The organism is Pseudomonas sp. CCI4.2 (genome assembly GCF_034350045.1).
In the GTDB taxonomy this organism is placed as follows: domain Bacteria; phylum Pseudomonadota; class Gammaproteobacteria; order Pseudomonadales; family Pseudomonadaceae; genus Aquipseudomonas.
On the sequence record NZ_CP133781.1, the window covers coordinates 5,392,796 to 5,406,187 of the forward strand.

The window sequence follows — 13,392 nt, forward strand, 5'->3', positions numbered from 1 at the left end:
AGTTCGCTCCTACAAGCTGGGCATCAGGCCATCAAGCAACGCCTTGTTGAACAGCGCCGGGTCCTGAGTCTGCGGTGAATGGCCCAAACCAGCGAACTCCACCAGGGTTGCATGGGGTATGCGCTTGGCGACCGCCTTGCCCAACTCGGGATAGTTACCCAACGTGCTGCGCAACGGTTCCGGCGCGAGGTCCTTGCCAACGGCGGTGTTGTCTTTCTGACCAATCAACAGCAGGGTCGGCATTTGCAGTTTCTCAAACTCGTAAAACACTGGCTGATTAAAGATCATTACGTAGGTGCGCGCGGACGCCCGGGCAACCTCTTCACGGCCGCTGCCGGTGTACATGCCGGCTTGCATGTTGACCCAGCGATCAAACTCGGGACGCCACTGGTTGGCGTAATAGGTCGCTTGTTGGTATTTACGAATGGTTTGCGCAGTGGTTTTAAGGTCACGGGCATACCACTGCTCAAACGTAATGGCCGGTACGCCTTTGGCTTTCCAATCTTCCAAACCTAGCGGGTCGACCAATACCAGTTGATCCACTTGTTTCGGGTAGGTCAGCGCAAAACGAGTGGCGAGCATGCCGCCCATGGAATGCCCCACGATTGTGGCGTGGTCGATACCCAGACTGTTAAGGAGTCCTCGGGTGTTCTGCGCCAGCTGTTTAAAGCTGTAGGTGTAATCCTCAGGCTTGCTTGAGCGGCAGAAGCCAATTTGATCGGGCACAACCACTCGGTAACCGGCCTCACTCAACGGCTTGATCGTCCCTTCCCAGGTCGCGCCACAGAAGTTTTTCCCGTGCAGCAAAACCACCGTCCTCCCATTGGGTTTGGCAGACGGCTTAATGTCCATGTAGCCCATTTGTATACGCTGACCCTGAGACTCGAACGCGTAATTTTTTGCGGCATAGGGATAATCAAACCCTTCTAGTTGAGGGCCGTAAGACGGCCTTTCGGCAGCGAAGAGCGGCAAACTGACACTCATCATGACGACGACAAACCATTTGCTCATAAGACCGGACTCCAGAAAAAAAACGCCAACCGTCTCAGACAACTTAACCGATGATGGGTCCTTGATGATTTTTCCCTAGTGAAATCACCGCAGGCTCCGCTATATCAAGGCATTTTCAATGTAGCCGCGATTAACCGGGCGAGCGCGGGTACAATAGCCGCCTATCCCCTTAGTACGGCTCTTTGTCATGACAGAACCCATTCGCCTTTCCAAACGCCTTGTCGAGCTGTTCGGCTGCTCCCGCCGGGAGGCTGAACTGTTTATTGAAGGCGGTTGGGTCACGGTTGATGGCGAAGTCATTGAAGAGCCCCAGTTCAAGGTTGACGCGCAGAAGATCGAACTGGACCCACAGGCCAAGGCTACCGCGCCCGAGCCGGTCACTATTCTGCTGCATCAACCGGCAAGCTTTGATGCTGAAAGCGCGCTGCAACTGATCAGCCCTGACACGTTGTCCGAAGAGCATCGCTACGGTAAGCGCCCGCTCAAAGGGCATTTCATGCGCCTTTCACCGATTTCCACCCTGCAAGCCAACTCCAGCGGCTTGATGGTGTTTAGTCAAGATTGGAAGGTATTACGCAAGCTGACCGACGATCGCAGCAAGATCGAACAAGAATACGTAGTCGAGATTTCCGGCGACATGGTCGCCCACGGGCTCAATCGCCTAACTCATGGATTGACCTACAAGGGCAAGGATCTGCCAGCAGTCAAAGCCAGCTGGCAGAACGAAAACCGACTGCGCTTTGCGATGAAGAACCCGCAGCCCGGTGTCATCGCTCAATTATGCGAAGCCGTTGGCCTGAAAGTCGTTGCCATTCGGCGTATCCGTATCGGCGGCGTCTCCATGGGCAAGCTGCCAGAAGGCCAGTGGCGTTACCTGTCCAGCAAGGAAAAGTTCTAGCCCTTCGCTGACCCACCTTTGAGCGGCGTTCGGATTTCCGTGCGCCCCTCACCCCCGTCTTATCAGGACCGAACACCATGATGAACAACGATGTACTGCGTAGCGTTCGCTATATGCTCGATATCAGCGATGGCAAAATCGTCGATATCGTCAAACTCGGCGGCTACGATGTCTCCAAAGCCGACGTGATCGCCTTCATGAAGAAGGACGAGGAAGAAGAAGGTTACCTGGATTGCAGCGATGAAATCATGGCGCACTTTCTGGATGGTCTGGTGGTTTTCAAGCGTGGCAAAGATGACAGCCGCCCACCGCAAAAAATCGAAGTGCCAGTGACCAACAACACAGTTTTGAAAAAGCTGCGAGTCGCGTTCGAGCTGAAAGAAGATGACATGCACGCGATCCTCAAAGCGTCCGAGTTCCCGGTCTCCAAGCCTGAGCTAAGCGCCCTGTTTCGCAAGTTCGGGCATAGCAACTACCGCACCTGTGGCGACCAGCTGCTGCGTAACTTCCTCAAGGGCCTGACCCTGCGCATTCGCGGCTAATCACTGCACAGAGGCCGATGGCGACCATGACTTACACCGTTTCGCCCATCGGCTTCATGCGCTCTTGCTTCAAAGAGAAGTTCGCCATCCCCCGCCAGCCTCAACTGGCACCGGCCGCACGCGGTGTACTGGAACTGATAGCGCCGTTCGATCATGCCGACGCCGTGCAAGGGCTCGAACAAGTCAGCCACGTCTGGCTGCTATTTTTGTTTCATCAAGTGCTGGAAGAAAAGCCTCGCCTGAAAGTCCGGCCGCCACGACTGGGTGGCAACCAATCCATGGGCGTCTTTGCCACGCGGGCAACCCATCGCCCCAACGGCATCGGCCAATCTGTGGTGAAGCTGGACAAGGTCGAGGCTGGAAGGCTGTGGGTCTCGGGCATCGACCTATTGGACGGCACACCGGTAATCGACATCAAACCCTACGTGCCTTACGCCGATGTGATCGACGGTGCATCAAACCGCATCGCCAGTGAAGCGCCCGTCTTGATTGCGGTGGATTGGGCAGACAACGCACTGCTGCAAGCGCAGGAGCACGCCTTACGCTTAAGCGAGCCGTTGATAGAACTGATTGAGCAGTGCCTGGCGCAAGACCCGCGCCCGGCGTATCAGATCCCTACACCCGAGCGTCGCTACGGCGCGCAACTGTGGGATGTGGATGTGCGCTGGCATTATCCGCAGGCGGGACTTATACGTGTGCTTGAAGTCGTACCCGCTGTAGCCCTGTAGGAGCCAACTTGTTGGCGAGGCGTCACCTGCGGCGAGTGAGGTAAACCGTCTCGCGAACAAGTTCGCGCCTACAGAAATGCGTCGTCGGCAGCGATTTATTTCTCGACGAAGGCGCGCTCGATCAAATAATCACCCGGCTCCCGCATCCGCGGAGAGACTTTTAGACCGAAGCCGTTTAGCACTTCACTGGTCTCATCAAGCATGCTCGGGCTGCCACACAACATCGCACGGTCGTCCTGAGGATTGATCGGCGGCAGACCGATATCGCGGAACAACTTGCCGCTGCGCATCAAGTCCGTCAGCCGGCCTTCGTTCTCGAACGGCTCGCGGGTGACGGTTGGGTAATAGATCAGTTTTTCACGCAGCGCTTCACCGAAGAACTCGTTCTGTGGCAAATGCTCGGTGATGAACTCGCGGTAGGCGACTTCATTCACATAGCGCACGCCATGGCAAAGGATGACTTTCTCGAAACGCTCGTAGGTTTCCGGGTCTTGAATCACGCTCATGAACGGCGCGAGGCCCGTGCCGGTGCTGAGCAAGTAAAGGTGCTTGCCCGGCTTGAGATCGTCAAGCACCAGCGTACCCGTAGGTTTTTTGCTGATAATGATCTCGTCGCCTTCCTTCAAGTGCTGCAACTGCGAGGTCAGTGGACCGTCCTGCACTTTGATGCTGAAGAATTCGAGATGCTCTTCCCAGTTCGGGCTGGCAATCGAGTAAGCACGCATGAGCGGGCGCCCGTTTGGCTGCTGCAGACCGATCATGACGAACTGACCGTTCTCGAAGCGCAGACCTGGATCACGGGTGCACTTGAAACTGAAGAGCGTATCGTTCCAGTGATGGACGCTGAGGACGCGCTCGTGGTTCATGTTGCTCATGTGAAGGTGGCTCCTGAAAGTTTCGCTTGCGCCAACGTTGAGCGCCATTGCGCGTCATTCTAGTAGCAAGCACAATATCTGTTAAACGAATTATTAAGATATAGGTTATCGGTTATATAGATATGCGATTTACTCTGCGTCAACTTCAGATTTTCGTCGCCGTCGCCCAGCAGGAAAGCGTCTCGCGGGCTGCCGGTCTTTTAGCGCTGTCGCAGTCCGCCGCCAGCACCTCGATCACTGAGCTGGAACGCCAATCCAGCTGCCAACTGTTCGACCGCGCCGGCAAACGCTTGAGCTTAAATGCTACCGGGCGCCAATTATTGCCCCAAGCGGTTGCGTTGCTTGATCAAGCGAAGGAAATAGAAGACTTGCTCAACGGCAAATCCGGCTTCGGCTCGCTTTCGGTGGGTGCCACGCTGACCATTGGCAACTACCTGGCCACTCTGCTGATTGGCAGCTTCATGCAGCGTCACCCGGAAAGCCAAGTCAAATTGCATGTGCAGAACACTGCGCACATTGTGCAGCAAGTGGCGCAATACGAAATTGATCTAGGTCTTATCGAGGGTGATTGCACACACCCAGACATCGAAGTGCAAAGCTGGGTCGAGGACGAACTGGTGGTGTTCTGCGCCCCGCAGCACCCGTTGGCGAAACGCGGTCACGCAACCCTGAAGGAACTCACTCAAGAGGCCTGGATTCTCCGTGAGCAGGGTTCAGGAACCCGGCTAACGTTCGATCAAGCCATGCGTCATCATCGCAATGCATTAAACGTACGACTGGAGCTGGAGCACACCGAAGCCATCAAACGCGCCGTGGAGTCCGGTTTGGGCATTGGATGCATCTCGCGCTTGGCCCTGCGCGACGCCTTCCGCAGGGGCAGCCTGGTGGCTGTGGAAACCCCTGAGTTGGACTTGACGCGACAGTTTTATTTCATCTGGCACAAACAGAAGTACCAGACCTCCGCCATACGCGAGTTTCTAGACCTGTGCCGGGCGTTCACCGCAGGCGTGCAGCGCAGCGATGAAATCGTCCTACCGAGTATTGCTTAAACCTTCGGCCATCAACCGAGCAGAATCAGCGCCCAGACCAGGCCTATCATGCACAGCGCAATAAATTGCGCTGCGCTGCCCATGTCTTTGGCATTTTTCGACAACGGGTGTAAATCCAGCGAAATGCGGTCGATCGCCGCCTCAATGGCCGAGTTAAGCAACTCGACAATCAGTGCCAACAGACACACCGCGATCAACACCGCCCGCTCGACCCTACTGACGTGAAACACGAACGACAGGGGGATGAGAATGACATTGAGCAGGACTAACTGGCGAAAGGCAGCTTCGCCCTTAAAGGCTGCACGCAAACCATCGAATGAATAACCCGTGGCATTGAGGATGCGTTTCAGACCGGTTTGACCTTTGAAGGGCGACATAGGTAGTTAACTGCTTGAAAAAAGAAGCAAGAGGCTAATTCAACAGAGGTCAAAAAAGCGTGAATAACCAATCCCTTACGGATCAGGTATGCGGGATTGACTCCATTTGCTGCAACAGCAAGGCTGCCTGAGTACGGGTCCGCACATTAAGCTTGCGGAAAATCGCAGTGACATGCGCTTTGATCGTCGCTTCCGACACGCTGAGTTCGTAAGCGATCTGCTTGTTCAACAGACCTTCACACACCATGGTCAGCACGCGAAACTGTTGTGGCGTCAGACTCGCCAATCCGGCGCTGGCCGCTTTGGCTTCGGGGGAGACGCTGATCGCTTCGTTGACCTGAGGCGGCCACCAGACATCACCCGCGAGCACTGTACGCACAGCGTCTTGAATCGTTTCCAGGGAACTGGACTTGGGGATGAAACCACTGGCACCAAACTCACGAGAACGCACAACGATGGAGGCTTCTTCCTGCGCCGACACCATCACCACCGGAATTTGCGGGTATTGCCCACGCAACAGCACCAGCCCGGAAAATCCGTAGGCGCCCGGCATGTTCAAATCCAGCAGCACCAGATCCCAATCACGCTTATCCGCCAGATGGACTTCAAGCTCGGCAATGCTTTCGGCTTCGACCAACTTCACATCCGGGCCGAGACCCAGACTGACAGCCTGGCGCAGTGCGCTGCGAAACAACGGATGGTCATCGGCAATCAGGATTTCGTATGTCATTTATAAATGATCCTGTTTTTAGGTGAGTGCTGAAGAATTCAGCTCTCACGAAGGCATCCATGGATGCCAGCAAACTCACGGCGCCAACTTGGCACGGTTAACGCCAAGCCCAGATAATCGGCGTTCAAGCGGTATTGCGGCGACAAGGATGACGAGCGAAGTCGGGGTGGTCAAGTTCAACGATTTCCGGCAAAGTCTGCGACCCACCGACCTGAGCGCCATCATGCGAAAACAAGCCCTGCGTGCCGACCTTTTAATGCTCCTTACGGCAATGATCTGGGGCTCGGGTTTTGTCGCTCAGAGCGCAGGCATGGAGCATATCGGCCCCTACCTTTTTACTGGTTTGCGCTTTACCCTTGGGTCATTGTGCTTATTGCCGCTCATTTTGCGTGGTCCACGCGCTGCGAAGGCAGCCAAACCAGAACCTTTTATGACGCGTAGCTTATTACTCGGCGGACTGGTCATGGGTCTTGCACTGGCTGCGGGGATTAATCTTCAGCAAGTCGGCCTGCTGTTCACTAGCGTGACCAACGCGGGATTCATTACCGGTCTTTACGTCATTGTAGTTCCGCTTCTGGGATTGCTGATGGGGCATAAGACTGGAATGGGAACGTGGTTGGGTGCAGGCATGGCCGTGGTGGGAATGTTCTTGCTCAGTGTTGGGGACAACTTCAAGGTCGCGGCCGGTGATTGGTTGCAACTGATCGGGGCATTTGTCTGGGGCGGGCATGTGATTTTGGTCAGCGTGTTCGCCAGCCGCCACGACCCTATTCGCCTGGCGTTCCTGCAATTCGTCACCTGCTCCGTCGTCAGCTTGATCCTCGCGCTGATCTTTGAAGACATCCATTTGCAGTCCATCATCGCGGCCGGCCCAGCGTTGCTGTACGGCGGAGTGGTCGCCGTGGGGATCGGCTACACCTTGCAAGTGATTGCGCAAAAAAACGCTATCGCGTCACACGCTGCGATCATTCTTTCCCTGGAAGCGGTTTTTGCCGCGATAGCCGGCGCACTGATGCTCAACGAGTCGTTGCAGTTGAAAGGTTATCTCGGTTGCGCATTGATGCTTACGGGAATGTTAGTGGCTCAGTTGTGGCCAAAAAAACCTGAGTTGTCCGTGAAAATACCGAACCCCAGCCACGGTTCGTGAGTAAAAATATTCTGTAGGAGCGAACTTCGCGAGGCGGCTTAACCGGCATATCCCATAATGCCTCTCGCCAACAAGTTGGCTCCTACAGGAAGTCTTTCAGGTAAGTATGCGCCCCATCTTCCAGATCAATCGGGAGTAGATGCTTTGCCCCCATGTAATGCGCGCTAAAGACATCGAGGTAGGCATCCAATACACCGCCAGCCGCTTGATCCCCAGCCAACTCCAGACATAGCGCCGCTACTTCAGCAGTGCAGAAGTGATCGTCACGGCGGGAACGACGCAGCCGATAGCGAGAAATCTGTTCCGGCTCCAGGCTAAGCACCGGCAGATGGTCCAGATACGGGCTTTTGCGAAACATTTTTCGTGCCTCACTCCAGGTCGCATCGAGCAGGACGAACAGCGGACGCTTGCCCTGTTCAAGCTTCACCTGGGTCACCACCCTTTCCGGTGCAACGAACTCGCCAGGAAATACGATATAAGGCTGCCATTGCGGATCGTTGAGCAGCGCCGGCAATTGGGCATCGACCTCCGTCCGCGACCAGCCAAATGCATGGGTTTCTTCGATGATATCGGCAATCAACCAGCCGGTATTGGTCGGTTTTAATGGCTCAACGTCGTACATCAATAAACACATGGCCGATGTTGCTGCCACTGTCGGGCGCCAGGCACACAGGCAATAACTCGGGATCACCCGACATCCAGGACAACGCGGCGCTCTTGAGCCCCTGGCTATAAAAGGTTTAAGCGCGCGGGCCAGGCGCTGGGCGCGAAGGCGGGAGACGGCATGACTCATAGGGGATTACATCGCCAAATAGAAAACATCGACACCACAGAAACTCGCTGAATAAAAGTTGGCACAGTTTATCAGAGCTGCGTGACGCGCTTTGTCGCCAAGGGAAACTTTGTTTCCGCAGCCATTCATTTATACTGCCGCGCGGCTACCGGCCCGCCCGGCACCTTATTGGTTTATAAGGATCAGACGCCCGGTGAACGCACATTCAAGTCAATGGTCCAAGGACAAGTCACTGAATCAGGAGAGTTTCATGCTTCGCTTTATCGTCCCCACCCTCACACTTTTGCTAATCGTACCCTTTGGCGCCCAAGCGGCATCAAAGCAGGATTACGAACTGAGCAAGATGCTGGAAAAAGTAGCGGCGCAAAGCAGCGTCGGTACGCCTCGGGCGATCAACGAAAACATCCTTGATCAAGGTTACACCGTCGAAGGAAGAGAGCTCATCGACCACTTGAGCGTACTCGAAAGCCATGCCGTAGAGATGCGCGCCAATCCCGACGCCGTTCGCAATCAACTGGGTTCCAGTGTTTGCAACAATGACGGCTTTCGCCAACTCATGGCAAAAGGCGCACTGCTCAAATATGAATTCACTGAATACAAAACCAACCGTGCAGTGGCTACGCATGTATTTAAAGCATCCGACTGCAAAATGAAAAAATAGCCGCGTTTAATCTTCAATCGCAACCCTACATCGGGGCAGGCGCAGCGATACTTATCATCAATGCGCCCTCAGTGATCCGCACTCCTCCCTCACAACACGCATAGGCTTATTGCCGTAATCACTCGTTGCCAGTGTTGTCGATATAAGCACAAGATCAATCAGCATGTGGTCGACAGCTAATGGTTCCGCAAAGGAGAACCTTGAATGCCCTATGAACCTAATGATCTTTTATCGCGACATTTTCAGAGCGATGGCCTTGACCTCGCAAGCAAGGTTGAAGATCAAATCCGTTTGGTCGCTCCCACCAGCCCAAATCTTCCGCTCTACCGCGACATGATATTGACCGTCCTGCGCATGGCTCAGGACGATCGCAACCGTTGGAATGCCAAAATCACGCTGCAAACCATACGCGAATTGGAAAATGCCTTCCGTGTGTTAGAGCAGTTCAAGGGACGTCGCAAGGTCACAGTATTCGGATCAGCTCGGACGCCTGTTGAACATCCACTCTACGCACTGGCGCGAGAACTCGGCGCGCTGTTGGCCCGCTCGGAGCTGATGGTCATCACCGGCGCTGGCGGCGGCATCATGGCAGCAGCCCACGAAGGTGCCGGTCTCGAATACAGCTTGGGATTCAACATCACCCTGCCTTTCGAGCAACACGCCAACCCCACCGTGGAAGGCACTGAAAACCTGCTGCCGTTCCACTTTTTCTTCACCCGCAAACTGTTTTTCGTCAAGGAAGCCGACGCGCTGGTGCTTTGCCCAGGCGGCTTTGGCACACTGGATGAGGCGCTGGAAGTATTGACGTTGATTCAGACGGGCAAGAGCCCTCTGGTGCCCATCGTGCTACTCGATACGCCGGGTGGTAGTTTTTGGCAGGAGGCGCTTAACTTCATCAAAAACCAGCTGGAAGCCAACCGTTATATTTTGCCTAACGACATGAAGTTATTGCGACTGGTGTACAGCGCTGAAGAAGCAGTAGAAGAGATCAATAGCTTCTACACCAACTTTCATTCCACCCGCTGGTTGAAAAACAAGTTCGTCATTCGTATGCATCACCCGCTCAACGAGCAAGCCATTGATCACATACAAGCAACGTATGCGGACTTGTGCCTGAGTGAGAATTTCCACCAGCATACGTATCTTGGGGAAGAGCACGACGAAGCACAGTTCAGTCACCTTGCTCGCCTGGCGTTTTCCTTCACCGGACGAAACAACGGACACCTGCGAGAGCTTGTCGATTACATCAATCTGCCTGAAAGCTGGGCACTCGCCCCCTCGCAAAAGCAAACCCATGCACGCAAGCCTTTGAAGGTCACGTAGCCTGCCCATCGCTTAATCATCTTCATGCCGGCCGCTCAACAAGCGGCCGATCAAATCCAGCGGATAACCTCGGTAGCTTAGAAAGCGGCCTTGCTGTGCACGCTCACGCATGTCCCTTGGCATTTGTCCGGAAAACTTGCGCTCCCAGGTTTCTTGCAGTTTTTCTTTCCAGTCAAAACCACATTCTTTCAACGCTTGTTCGATGTCCGTGCGCTGCAAGCCGCGCTGACTCAGTTCTTCGCGTATACGCAAAGGACCATAACCTGAGCGGGCACGGTAGGAGACGAAGCTTTCCAGATAACGAGATTCGCACAGCAGCCCTTCTTCCGTAAGACGGTCAAGGGCTGGGTCGATTAATTCAGGAGGGGCGCCGCGCTGACGCAACTTGCGCGTCAACTCGACCCGACCATGCTCGCGACGTGCGAGCAGGTCCATTGCAGTACGCCGAATGGCGAGAGGCGTATCAAGTACCGCAGCCATGGACGTTATCTATCAGATATCGACGTCAGCTTCAGCTAAATCGTCAGCAGGCACTCGGGAGCTTACTGCCTTGGTGTCAACGCCCGGAGTCAGCAGTTTGTCACGGATCAGTTTCTCCAGTGTTGCGCCTACTTCCGGGTTGTCTGCCAGGAACTTGGCCGAGTTGGCCTTGCCCTGACCGATCTTGCTGCCTTGATAGCTGTACCATGCACCGGATTTCTCGACGAAACCGTGAAGCACAGCCAGGTCAATGATTTCGCCGTTAAGGTAAATACCCTTACCGTAGAGAATCTGGAACTCTGCCTGACGGAACGGCGGAGCCACTTTGTTTTTCACGACCTTGACGCGGGTTTCACTGCCGACGACTTCATCGCCTTCTTTTACCGCGCCAGTGCGGCGGATATCCAGACGGACAGAAGCGTAGAACTTCAGTGCGTTACCGCCGGTAGTCGTTTCCGGGCTGCCGAACATGACGCCAATTTTCATCCGAATCTGGTTGATGAAAATAACCAGGCAGTTTGCATTTTTGATGTTGCCGGTGATTTTCCGCAATGCCTGAGACATCAAACGTGCCTGCAGACCGACGTGCATGTCACCCATTTCGCCTTCGATTTCGGCTTTAGGCACCAGTGCGGCCACGGAGTCGATCACGATGACGTCAATGGCGTTGGAACGCACCAACATGTCGGTGATTTCCAGCGCTTGTTCACCAGTATCCGGCTGCGAAACCAGCAGATCGTCGACATTGACGCCCAGTTTGCCTGCGTACTCAGGGTCCAATGCGTGTTCGGCATCGACGAATGCGCAGGTAGCGCCCATTTTTTGAGCCTGAGCAATAACCGAAAGCGTCAGCGTGGTTTTGCCCGAAGATTCTGGACCGTAGATTTCAACGATCCGACCTTTGGGCAAGCCACCAATACCCAGCGCGATATCAAGACCCAGCGAACCGGTGGAGATAGCAGGAATCGCCTGGCGGTCATGGTCGCCCATGCGCATTACGGCACCTTTGCCGAATTGACGCTCGATCTGACCCAAGGCCGCAGCCAAGGCTTTCTTCTTGTTCTCGTCCATTGAAGTCCTCTCGTAATCAATAAGGCCTTGCGGCCACATAACTGTATAAGTAGCCAGTATTATTCCACAGGGTTGAGCGCTCGCCTACCCCCGTTTTGGTATTTAACTGGCAGTACGTCGGATCAGCCCTTCTAGCGCGGCCTTGACCGTTTGTCGGCGGACCTCGTCGCGGTCGCCGTCGAATTGGCGACGCTCAGAAATAACCTGGGCTCCCTCACCCCATGCCAGCCATACGGTGCCTACCGGTTTTTCGTCCGACCCACCATCAGGACCCGCCACGCCGCTGACTGCAACCGCAAAACGTGCCTGACTGTTAGCCTGCGCCCCGGAAACCATGGCTTCAACCACCTCGCGACTGACAGCGCCTACAGAGGAAAACAGTTCGGTCGGCACGTTCAATTGGCGCGTTTTCTGGCTATTGGAATAGGTGACATAACCCGCTTCAAACCAAGCCGAACTGCCCGGTATGCGCGTGATAGCCTCGGCGATACCCCCACCGGTACACGACTCGGCGGTGGTCACTTGAGCCTTGAGTACTTGCAGGCGCTTGCCGAGTTCTGCGGCAAGTCGAGTAATTTCATCCACGGCGTTCTCCCACAGGTCTTGCATCAGACAGCACGTCAGGGCGAATACCGTACACGAGCTTTTAGTAGGTGCAAGGGTCGCAACGCGGGTCTCGGACAAACGCTACGAACCTCGCAGGAAAATACTAGCCCGCCAGACATGTCTCTTTTTTGACTCGACGCTTAACCGTTTCGACCGTCGTCTCCTTCGGCCGTTTTTTCGCTTCGTCGATTGAAATGAAACGACCGCTGCCGGAATCCCGACCCCTTTTAGTTTGCATAGTGAACATCCTGTTCATTGTGTTTTGGAAAAATGAGGTACCGCACTGACAGCCTAGCGTGATTCGCCAAATCACCCAGCGTGAAGTCGTAACTGCGCTTTTCCCAGTTGACTCTAGGGAACGGGATACAACTTGGTAAGCATGCGCTCATTGCAAAAGCAGCTGGGCCCAATAGGCTAGTTACATTGATAAGTGTCCACATATGCGGACAAGCAACCTCTGTCACTACCTGTAACTAGTATTTACTTTTCCCGAAGTGGCGAAAAATTGCTTAATGGCGGACCGACTGAGCCAAGGTTAACAGTTCGCGCACAGACAGGAGTGGAGGCTATTTTATGAGGTCATGGATTGCAGGCTGTCTCGTTGCAGCAATCTCGGGTTGCGGCACCCTCAAAACGCTGCACGATGAGGAAGGCGCTGCCGACAACTTAGCGAAGTGGCAGTCAGAGTGCCACTCCATACCCCGTACCTATAGTGGCGCAGCCTATCAGTTCTGCAATTTGAACGGTCCTCCCAGATCCGGTTCGCACTGGGCTGCGTCGCCAATTGTTCTCGACATGGTGATCTCCAGTATCGCCGATACAATGCTTCTCCCCTACACCGGCTACCTGCAGTACCAGCATGGCAACATACGGATTCGCCGCACAAGTATTGGGTTTTGAGGGTTGTTGCCAACGCACGGTGGCACCTATGAAATACACATTCACATCCCTAACTCTCGCCTTGCGATAGTGTTCTACGTCGCGTAATGCAAGACGCCGCGAGTACCAACGGTAGCTGCGAAGACGGCGTCGCCATTTTTTTTCTGGAATCCCCCCTTTGTTGCACGGTGAACATCCTGTTCATAGTGTTTAAAGGAAATG

The 13,392-nt window shown here is 54.7% G+C and carries 16 protein-coding genes; 8 read left to right on the forward strand and 8 right to left on the reverse strand.

The window, feature by feature from the left end; all coding sequences use genetic code 11:
* Window positions 1-9 precede the first annotated feature (9 nt).
* On the reverse strand, window positions 10-1,011 hold the full coding sequence (locus tag RHM65_RS24500) for an alpha/beta hydrolase (RefSeq protein ID WP_322168117.1): 1,002 nt from the start codon (window positions 1,009-1,011) through the stop codon (window positions 10-12).
* A 187-nt stretch (window positions 1,012-1,198) separates the two neighbouring features.
* On the opposite strand from RHM65_RS24500, the gene RHM65_RS24505 reads away from it, so the two are divergent.
* The 3 genes from RHM65_RS24505 to tsaA all read left to right on the forward strand — a co-directional run bounded on the left by RHM65_RS24505 (window position 1,199) and on the right by tsaA (window position 3,179).
* The gene (locus RHM65_RS24505) at window positions 1,199-1,909 is read left to right on the forward strand and encodes an rRNA pseudouridine synthase (protein ID WP_322168116.1); all 711 of its coding nucleotides are present in this window, start codon (window positions 1,199-1,201) and stop codon (window positions 1,907-1,909) included.
* 77 nt (window positions 1,910-1,986) lie between these two features.
* The gene (locus tag RHM65_RS24510; RefSeq protein ID WP_322168115.1) at window positions 1,987-2,451 is read left to right on the forward strand and encodes a DUF1456 family protein; all 465 of its coding nucleotides are present in this window, start codon (window positions 1,987-1,989) and stop codon (window positions 2,449-2,451) included.
* Window positions 2,452-2,477: 26 nt separating this feature from the next.
* Window positions 2,478-3,179 carry a tRNA (N6-threonylcarbamoyladenosine(37)-N6)-methyltransferase TrmO gene (gene tsaA / locus RHM65_RS24515; protein ID WP_322168114.1) on the forward strand — a complete coding sequence of 234 codons (702 nt, stop codon included), beginning with the start codon at window positions 2,478-2,480 and terminating at the stop codon, window positions 3,177-3,179.
* 95 nt (window positions 3,180-3,274) lie between these two features.
* Here tsaA and fpr read toward each other — a convergent pair whose 3' ends face one another.
* Window positions 3,275-4,054, reverse strand: coding sequence for a ferredoxin-NADP reductase (fpr, locus tag RHM65_RS24520; RefSeq protein WP_322168113.1), 780 nt, complete (start codon window positions 4,052-4,054; stop codon window positions 3,275-3,277).
* 122 nt (window positions 4,055-4,176) lie between these two features.
* On the opposite strand from fpr, the gene RHM65_RS24525 reads away from it, so the two are divergent.
* Window positions 4,177-5,103: a LysR family transcriptional regulator gene (locus RHM65_RS24525; protein ID WP_322168112.1), complete on the forward strand. Its 927-nt coding sequence runs from the start codon at window positions 4,177-4,179 to the stop codon at window positions 5,101-5,103.
* Window positions 5,104-5,114: 11 nt separating this feature from the next.
* Here the strand turns inward: RHM65_RS24525 and RHM65_RS24530 are convergent, their stop codons facing one another.
* Entirely contained in the window at window positions 5,115-5,480 is a 366-nt protein-coding gene (locus RHM65_RS24530; protein WP_322168111.1) for a diacylglycerol kinase, read from the reverse strand.
* 82 nt (window positions 5,481-5,562) lie between these two features.
* Window positions 5,563-6,210: a response regulator transcription factor ErdR gene (erdR, locus tag RHM65_RS24535; protein ID WP_322168110.1), complete on the reverse strand. Its 648-nt coding sequence runs from the start codon at window positions 6,208-6,210 to the stop codon at window positions 5,563-5,565.
* 223 nt (window positions 6,211-6,433) lie between these two features.
* Between erdR and RHM65_RS24540 the strand changes: the two genes are divergently transcribed.
* Window positions 6,434-7,357: a DMT family transporter gene (locus RHM65_RS24540; protein ID WP_322170798.1), complete on the forward strand. Its 924-nt coding sequence runs from the start codon at window positions 6,434-6,436 to the stop codon at window positions 7,355-7,357.
* An 82-nt stretch (window positions 7,358-7,439) separates the two neighbouring features.
* Here RHM65_RS24540 and RHM65_RS24545 read toward each other — a convergent pair whose 3' ends face one another.
* Window positions 7,440-8,150, reverse strand: coding sequence for a tRNA-uridine aminocarboxypropyltransferase (locus RHM65_RS24545; protein WP_322168109.1), 711 nt, complete (start codon window positions 8,148-8,150; stop codon window positions 7,440-7,442).
* 250 nt (window positions 8,151-8,400) lie between these two features.
* Here RHM65_RS24545 and RHM65_RS24550 point away from each other — a divergent pair, with 250 nt between their 5' ends.
* A complete protein-coding gene (locus RHM65_RS24550; RefSeq protein WP_322168108.1) occupies window positions 8,401-8,811 on the forward strand; it encodes a quorum-sensing-regulated virulence factor family protein in 411 nt (136 codons plus the stop codon).
* A gap of 204 nt (window positions 8,812-9,015) precedes the next feature.
* On the forward strand, window positions 9,016-10,134 hold the full coding sequence (locus tag RHM65_RS24555) for a TIGR00730 family Rossman fold protein (protein ID WP_322168107.1): 1,119 nt from the start codon (window positions 9,016-9,018) through the stop codon (window positions 10,132-10,134).
* A gap of 12 nt (window positions 10,135-10,146) precedes the next feature.
* On the opposite strand, the gene recX is transcribed toward RHM65_RS24555, so the two are convergent.
* The 3 genes from recX to RHM65_RS24570 form a co-directional block, all read right to left on the reverse strand.
* Entirely contained in the window at window positions 10,147-10,614 is a 468-nt protein-coding gene (gene recX / locus RHM65_RS24560; protein ID WP_322168106.1) for a recombination regulator RecX, read from the reverse strand.
* A gap of 12 nt (window positions 10,615-10,626) precedes the next feature.
* A complete protein-coding gene (gene recA, locus RHM65_RS24565) occupies window positions 10,627-11,685 on the reverse strand; it encodes a recombinase RecA (RefSeq protein ID WP_322168105.1) in 1,059 nt (352 codons plus the stop codon).
* Window positions 11,686-11,787: 102 nt separating this feature from the next.
* The gene (locus RHM65_RS24570) at window positions 11,788-12,294 is read right to left on the reverse strand and encodes a CinA family protein (protein ID WP_322168104.1); all 507 of its coding nucleotides are present in this window, start codon (window positions 12,292-12,294) and stop codon (window positions 11,788-11,790) included.
* 570 nt (window positions 12,295-12,864) lie between these two features.
* On the opposite strand from RHM65_RS24570, the gene RHM65_RS24575 reads away from it, so the two are divergent.
* Window positions 12,865-13,191, forward strand: coding sequence for a YceK/YidQ family lipoprotein (locus RHM65_RS24575; protein ID WP_322168103.1), 327 nt, complete (start codon window positions 12,865-12,867; stop codon window positions 13,189-13,191).
* Window positions 13,192-13,392 lie beyond the last annotated feature (201 nt).

Bases quoted from the DNA above. Each gene is read 5' to 3' on its own strand.
- RHM65_RS24500 (WP_322168117.1), bottom strand. From the start codon at position 1,011: ATGAGCAAATGGTTTGTCGTCGTCATGATGAGTGTCAGTTTGCCGCTC.
- RHM65_RS24505 (WP_322168116.1), top strand. From the start codon at position 1,199: ATGACAGAACCCATTCGCCTTTCCAAACGCCTTGTCGAGCTGTTCGGC.
- RHM65_RS24510 (WP_322168115.1), top strand. From the start codon at position 1,987: ATGATGAACAACGATGTACTGCGTAGCGTTCGCTATATGCTCGATATC.
- tsaA (WP_322168114.1), top strand. From the start codon at position 2,478: ATGACTTACACCGTTTCGCCCATCGGCTTCATGCGCTCTTGCTTCAAA.
- fpr (WP_322168113.1), bottom strand. From the start codon at position 4,054: ATGAGCAACATGAACCACGAGCGCGTCCTCAGCGTCCATCACTGGAAC.
- RHM65_RS24525 (WP_322168112.1), top strand. From the start codon at position 4,177: ATGCGATTTACTCTGCGTCAACTTCAGATTTTCGTCGCCGTCGCCCAG.
- RHM65_RS24530 (WP_322168111.1), bottom strand. From the start codon at position 5,480: ATGTCGCCCTTCAAAGGTCAAACCGGTCTGAAACGCATCCTCAATGCC.
- erdR (WP_322168110.1), bottom strand. From the start codon at position 6,210: ATGACATACGAAATCCTGATTGCCGATGACCATCCGTTGTTTCGCAGC.
- RHM65_RS24540 (WP_322170798.1), top strand. From the start codon at position 6,434: ATGCGAAAACAAGCCCTGCGTGCCGACCTTTTAATGCTCCTTACGGCA.
- RHM65_RS24545 (WP_322168109.1), bottom strand. From the start codon at position 8,150: ATGAGTCATGCCGTCTCCCGCCTTCGCGCCCAGCGCCTGGCCCGCGCG.
- RHM65_RS24550 (WP_322168108.1), top strand. From the start codon at position 8,401: ATGCTTCGCTTTATCGTCCCCACCCTCACACTTTTGCTAATCGTACCC.
- RHM65_RS24555 (WP_322168107.1), top strand. From the start codon at position 9,016: ATGCCCTATGAACCTAATGATCTTTTATCGCGACATTTTCAGAGCGAT.
- recX (WP_322168106.1), bottom strand. From the start codon at position 10,614: ATGGCTGCGGTACTTGATACGCCTCTCGCCATTCGGCGTACTGCAATG.
- recA (WP_322168105.1), bottom strand. From the start codon at position 11,685: ATGGACGAGAACAAGAAGAAAGCCTTGGCTGCGGCCTTGGGTCAGATC.
- RHM65_RS24570 (WP_322168104.1), bottom strand. From the start codon at position 12,294: ATGCAAGACCTGTGGGAGAACGCCGTGGATGAAATTACTCGACTTGCC.
- RHM65_RS24575 (WP_322168103.1), top strand. From the start codon at position 12,865: ATGAGGTCATGGATTGCAGGCTGTCTCGTTGCAGCAATCTCGGGTTGC.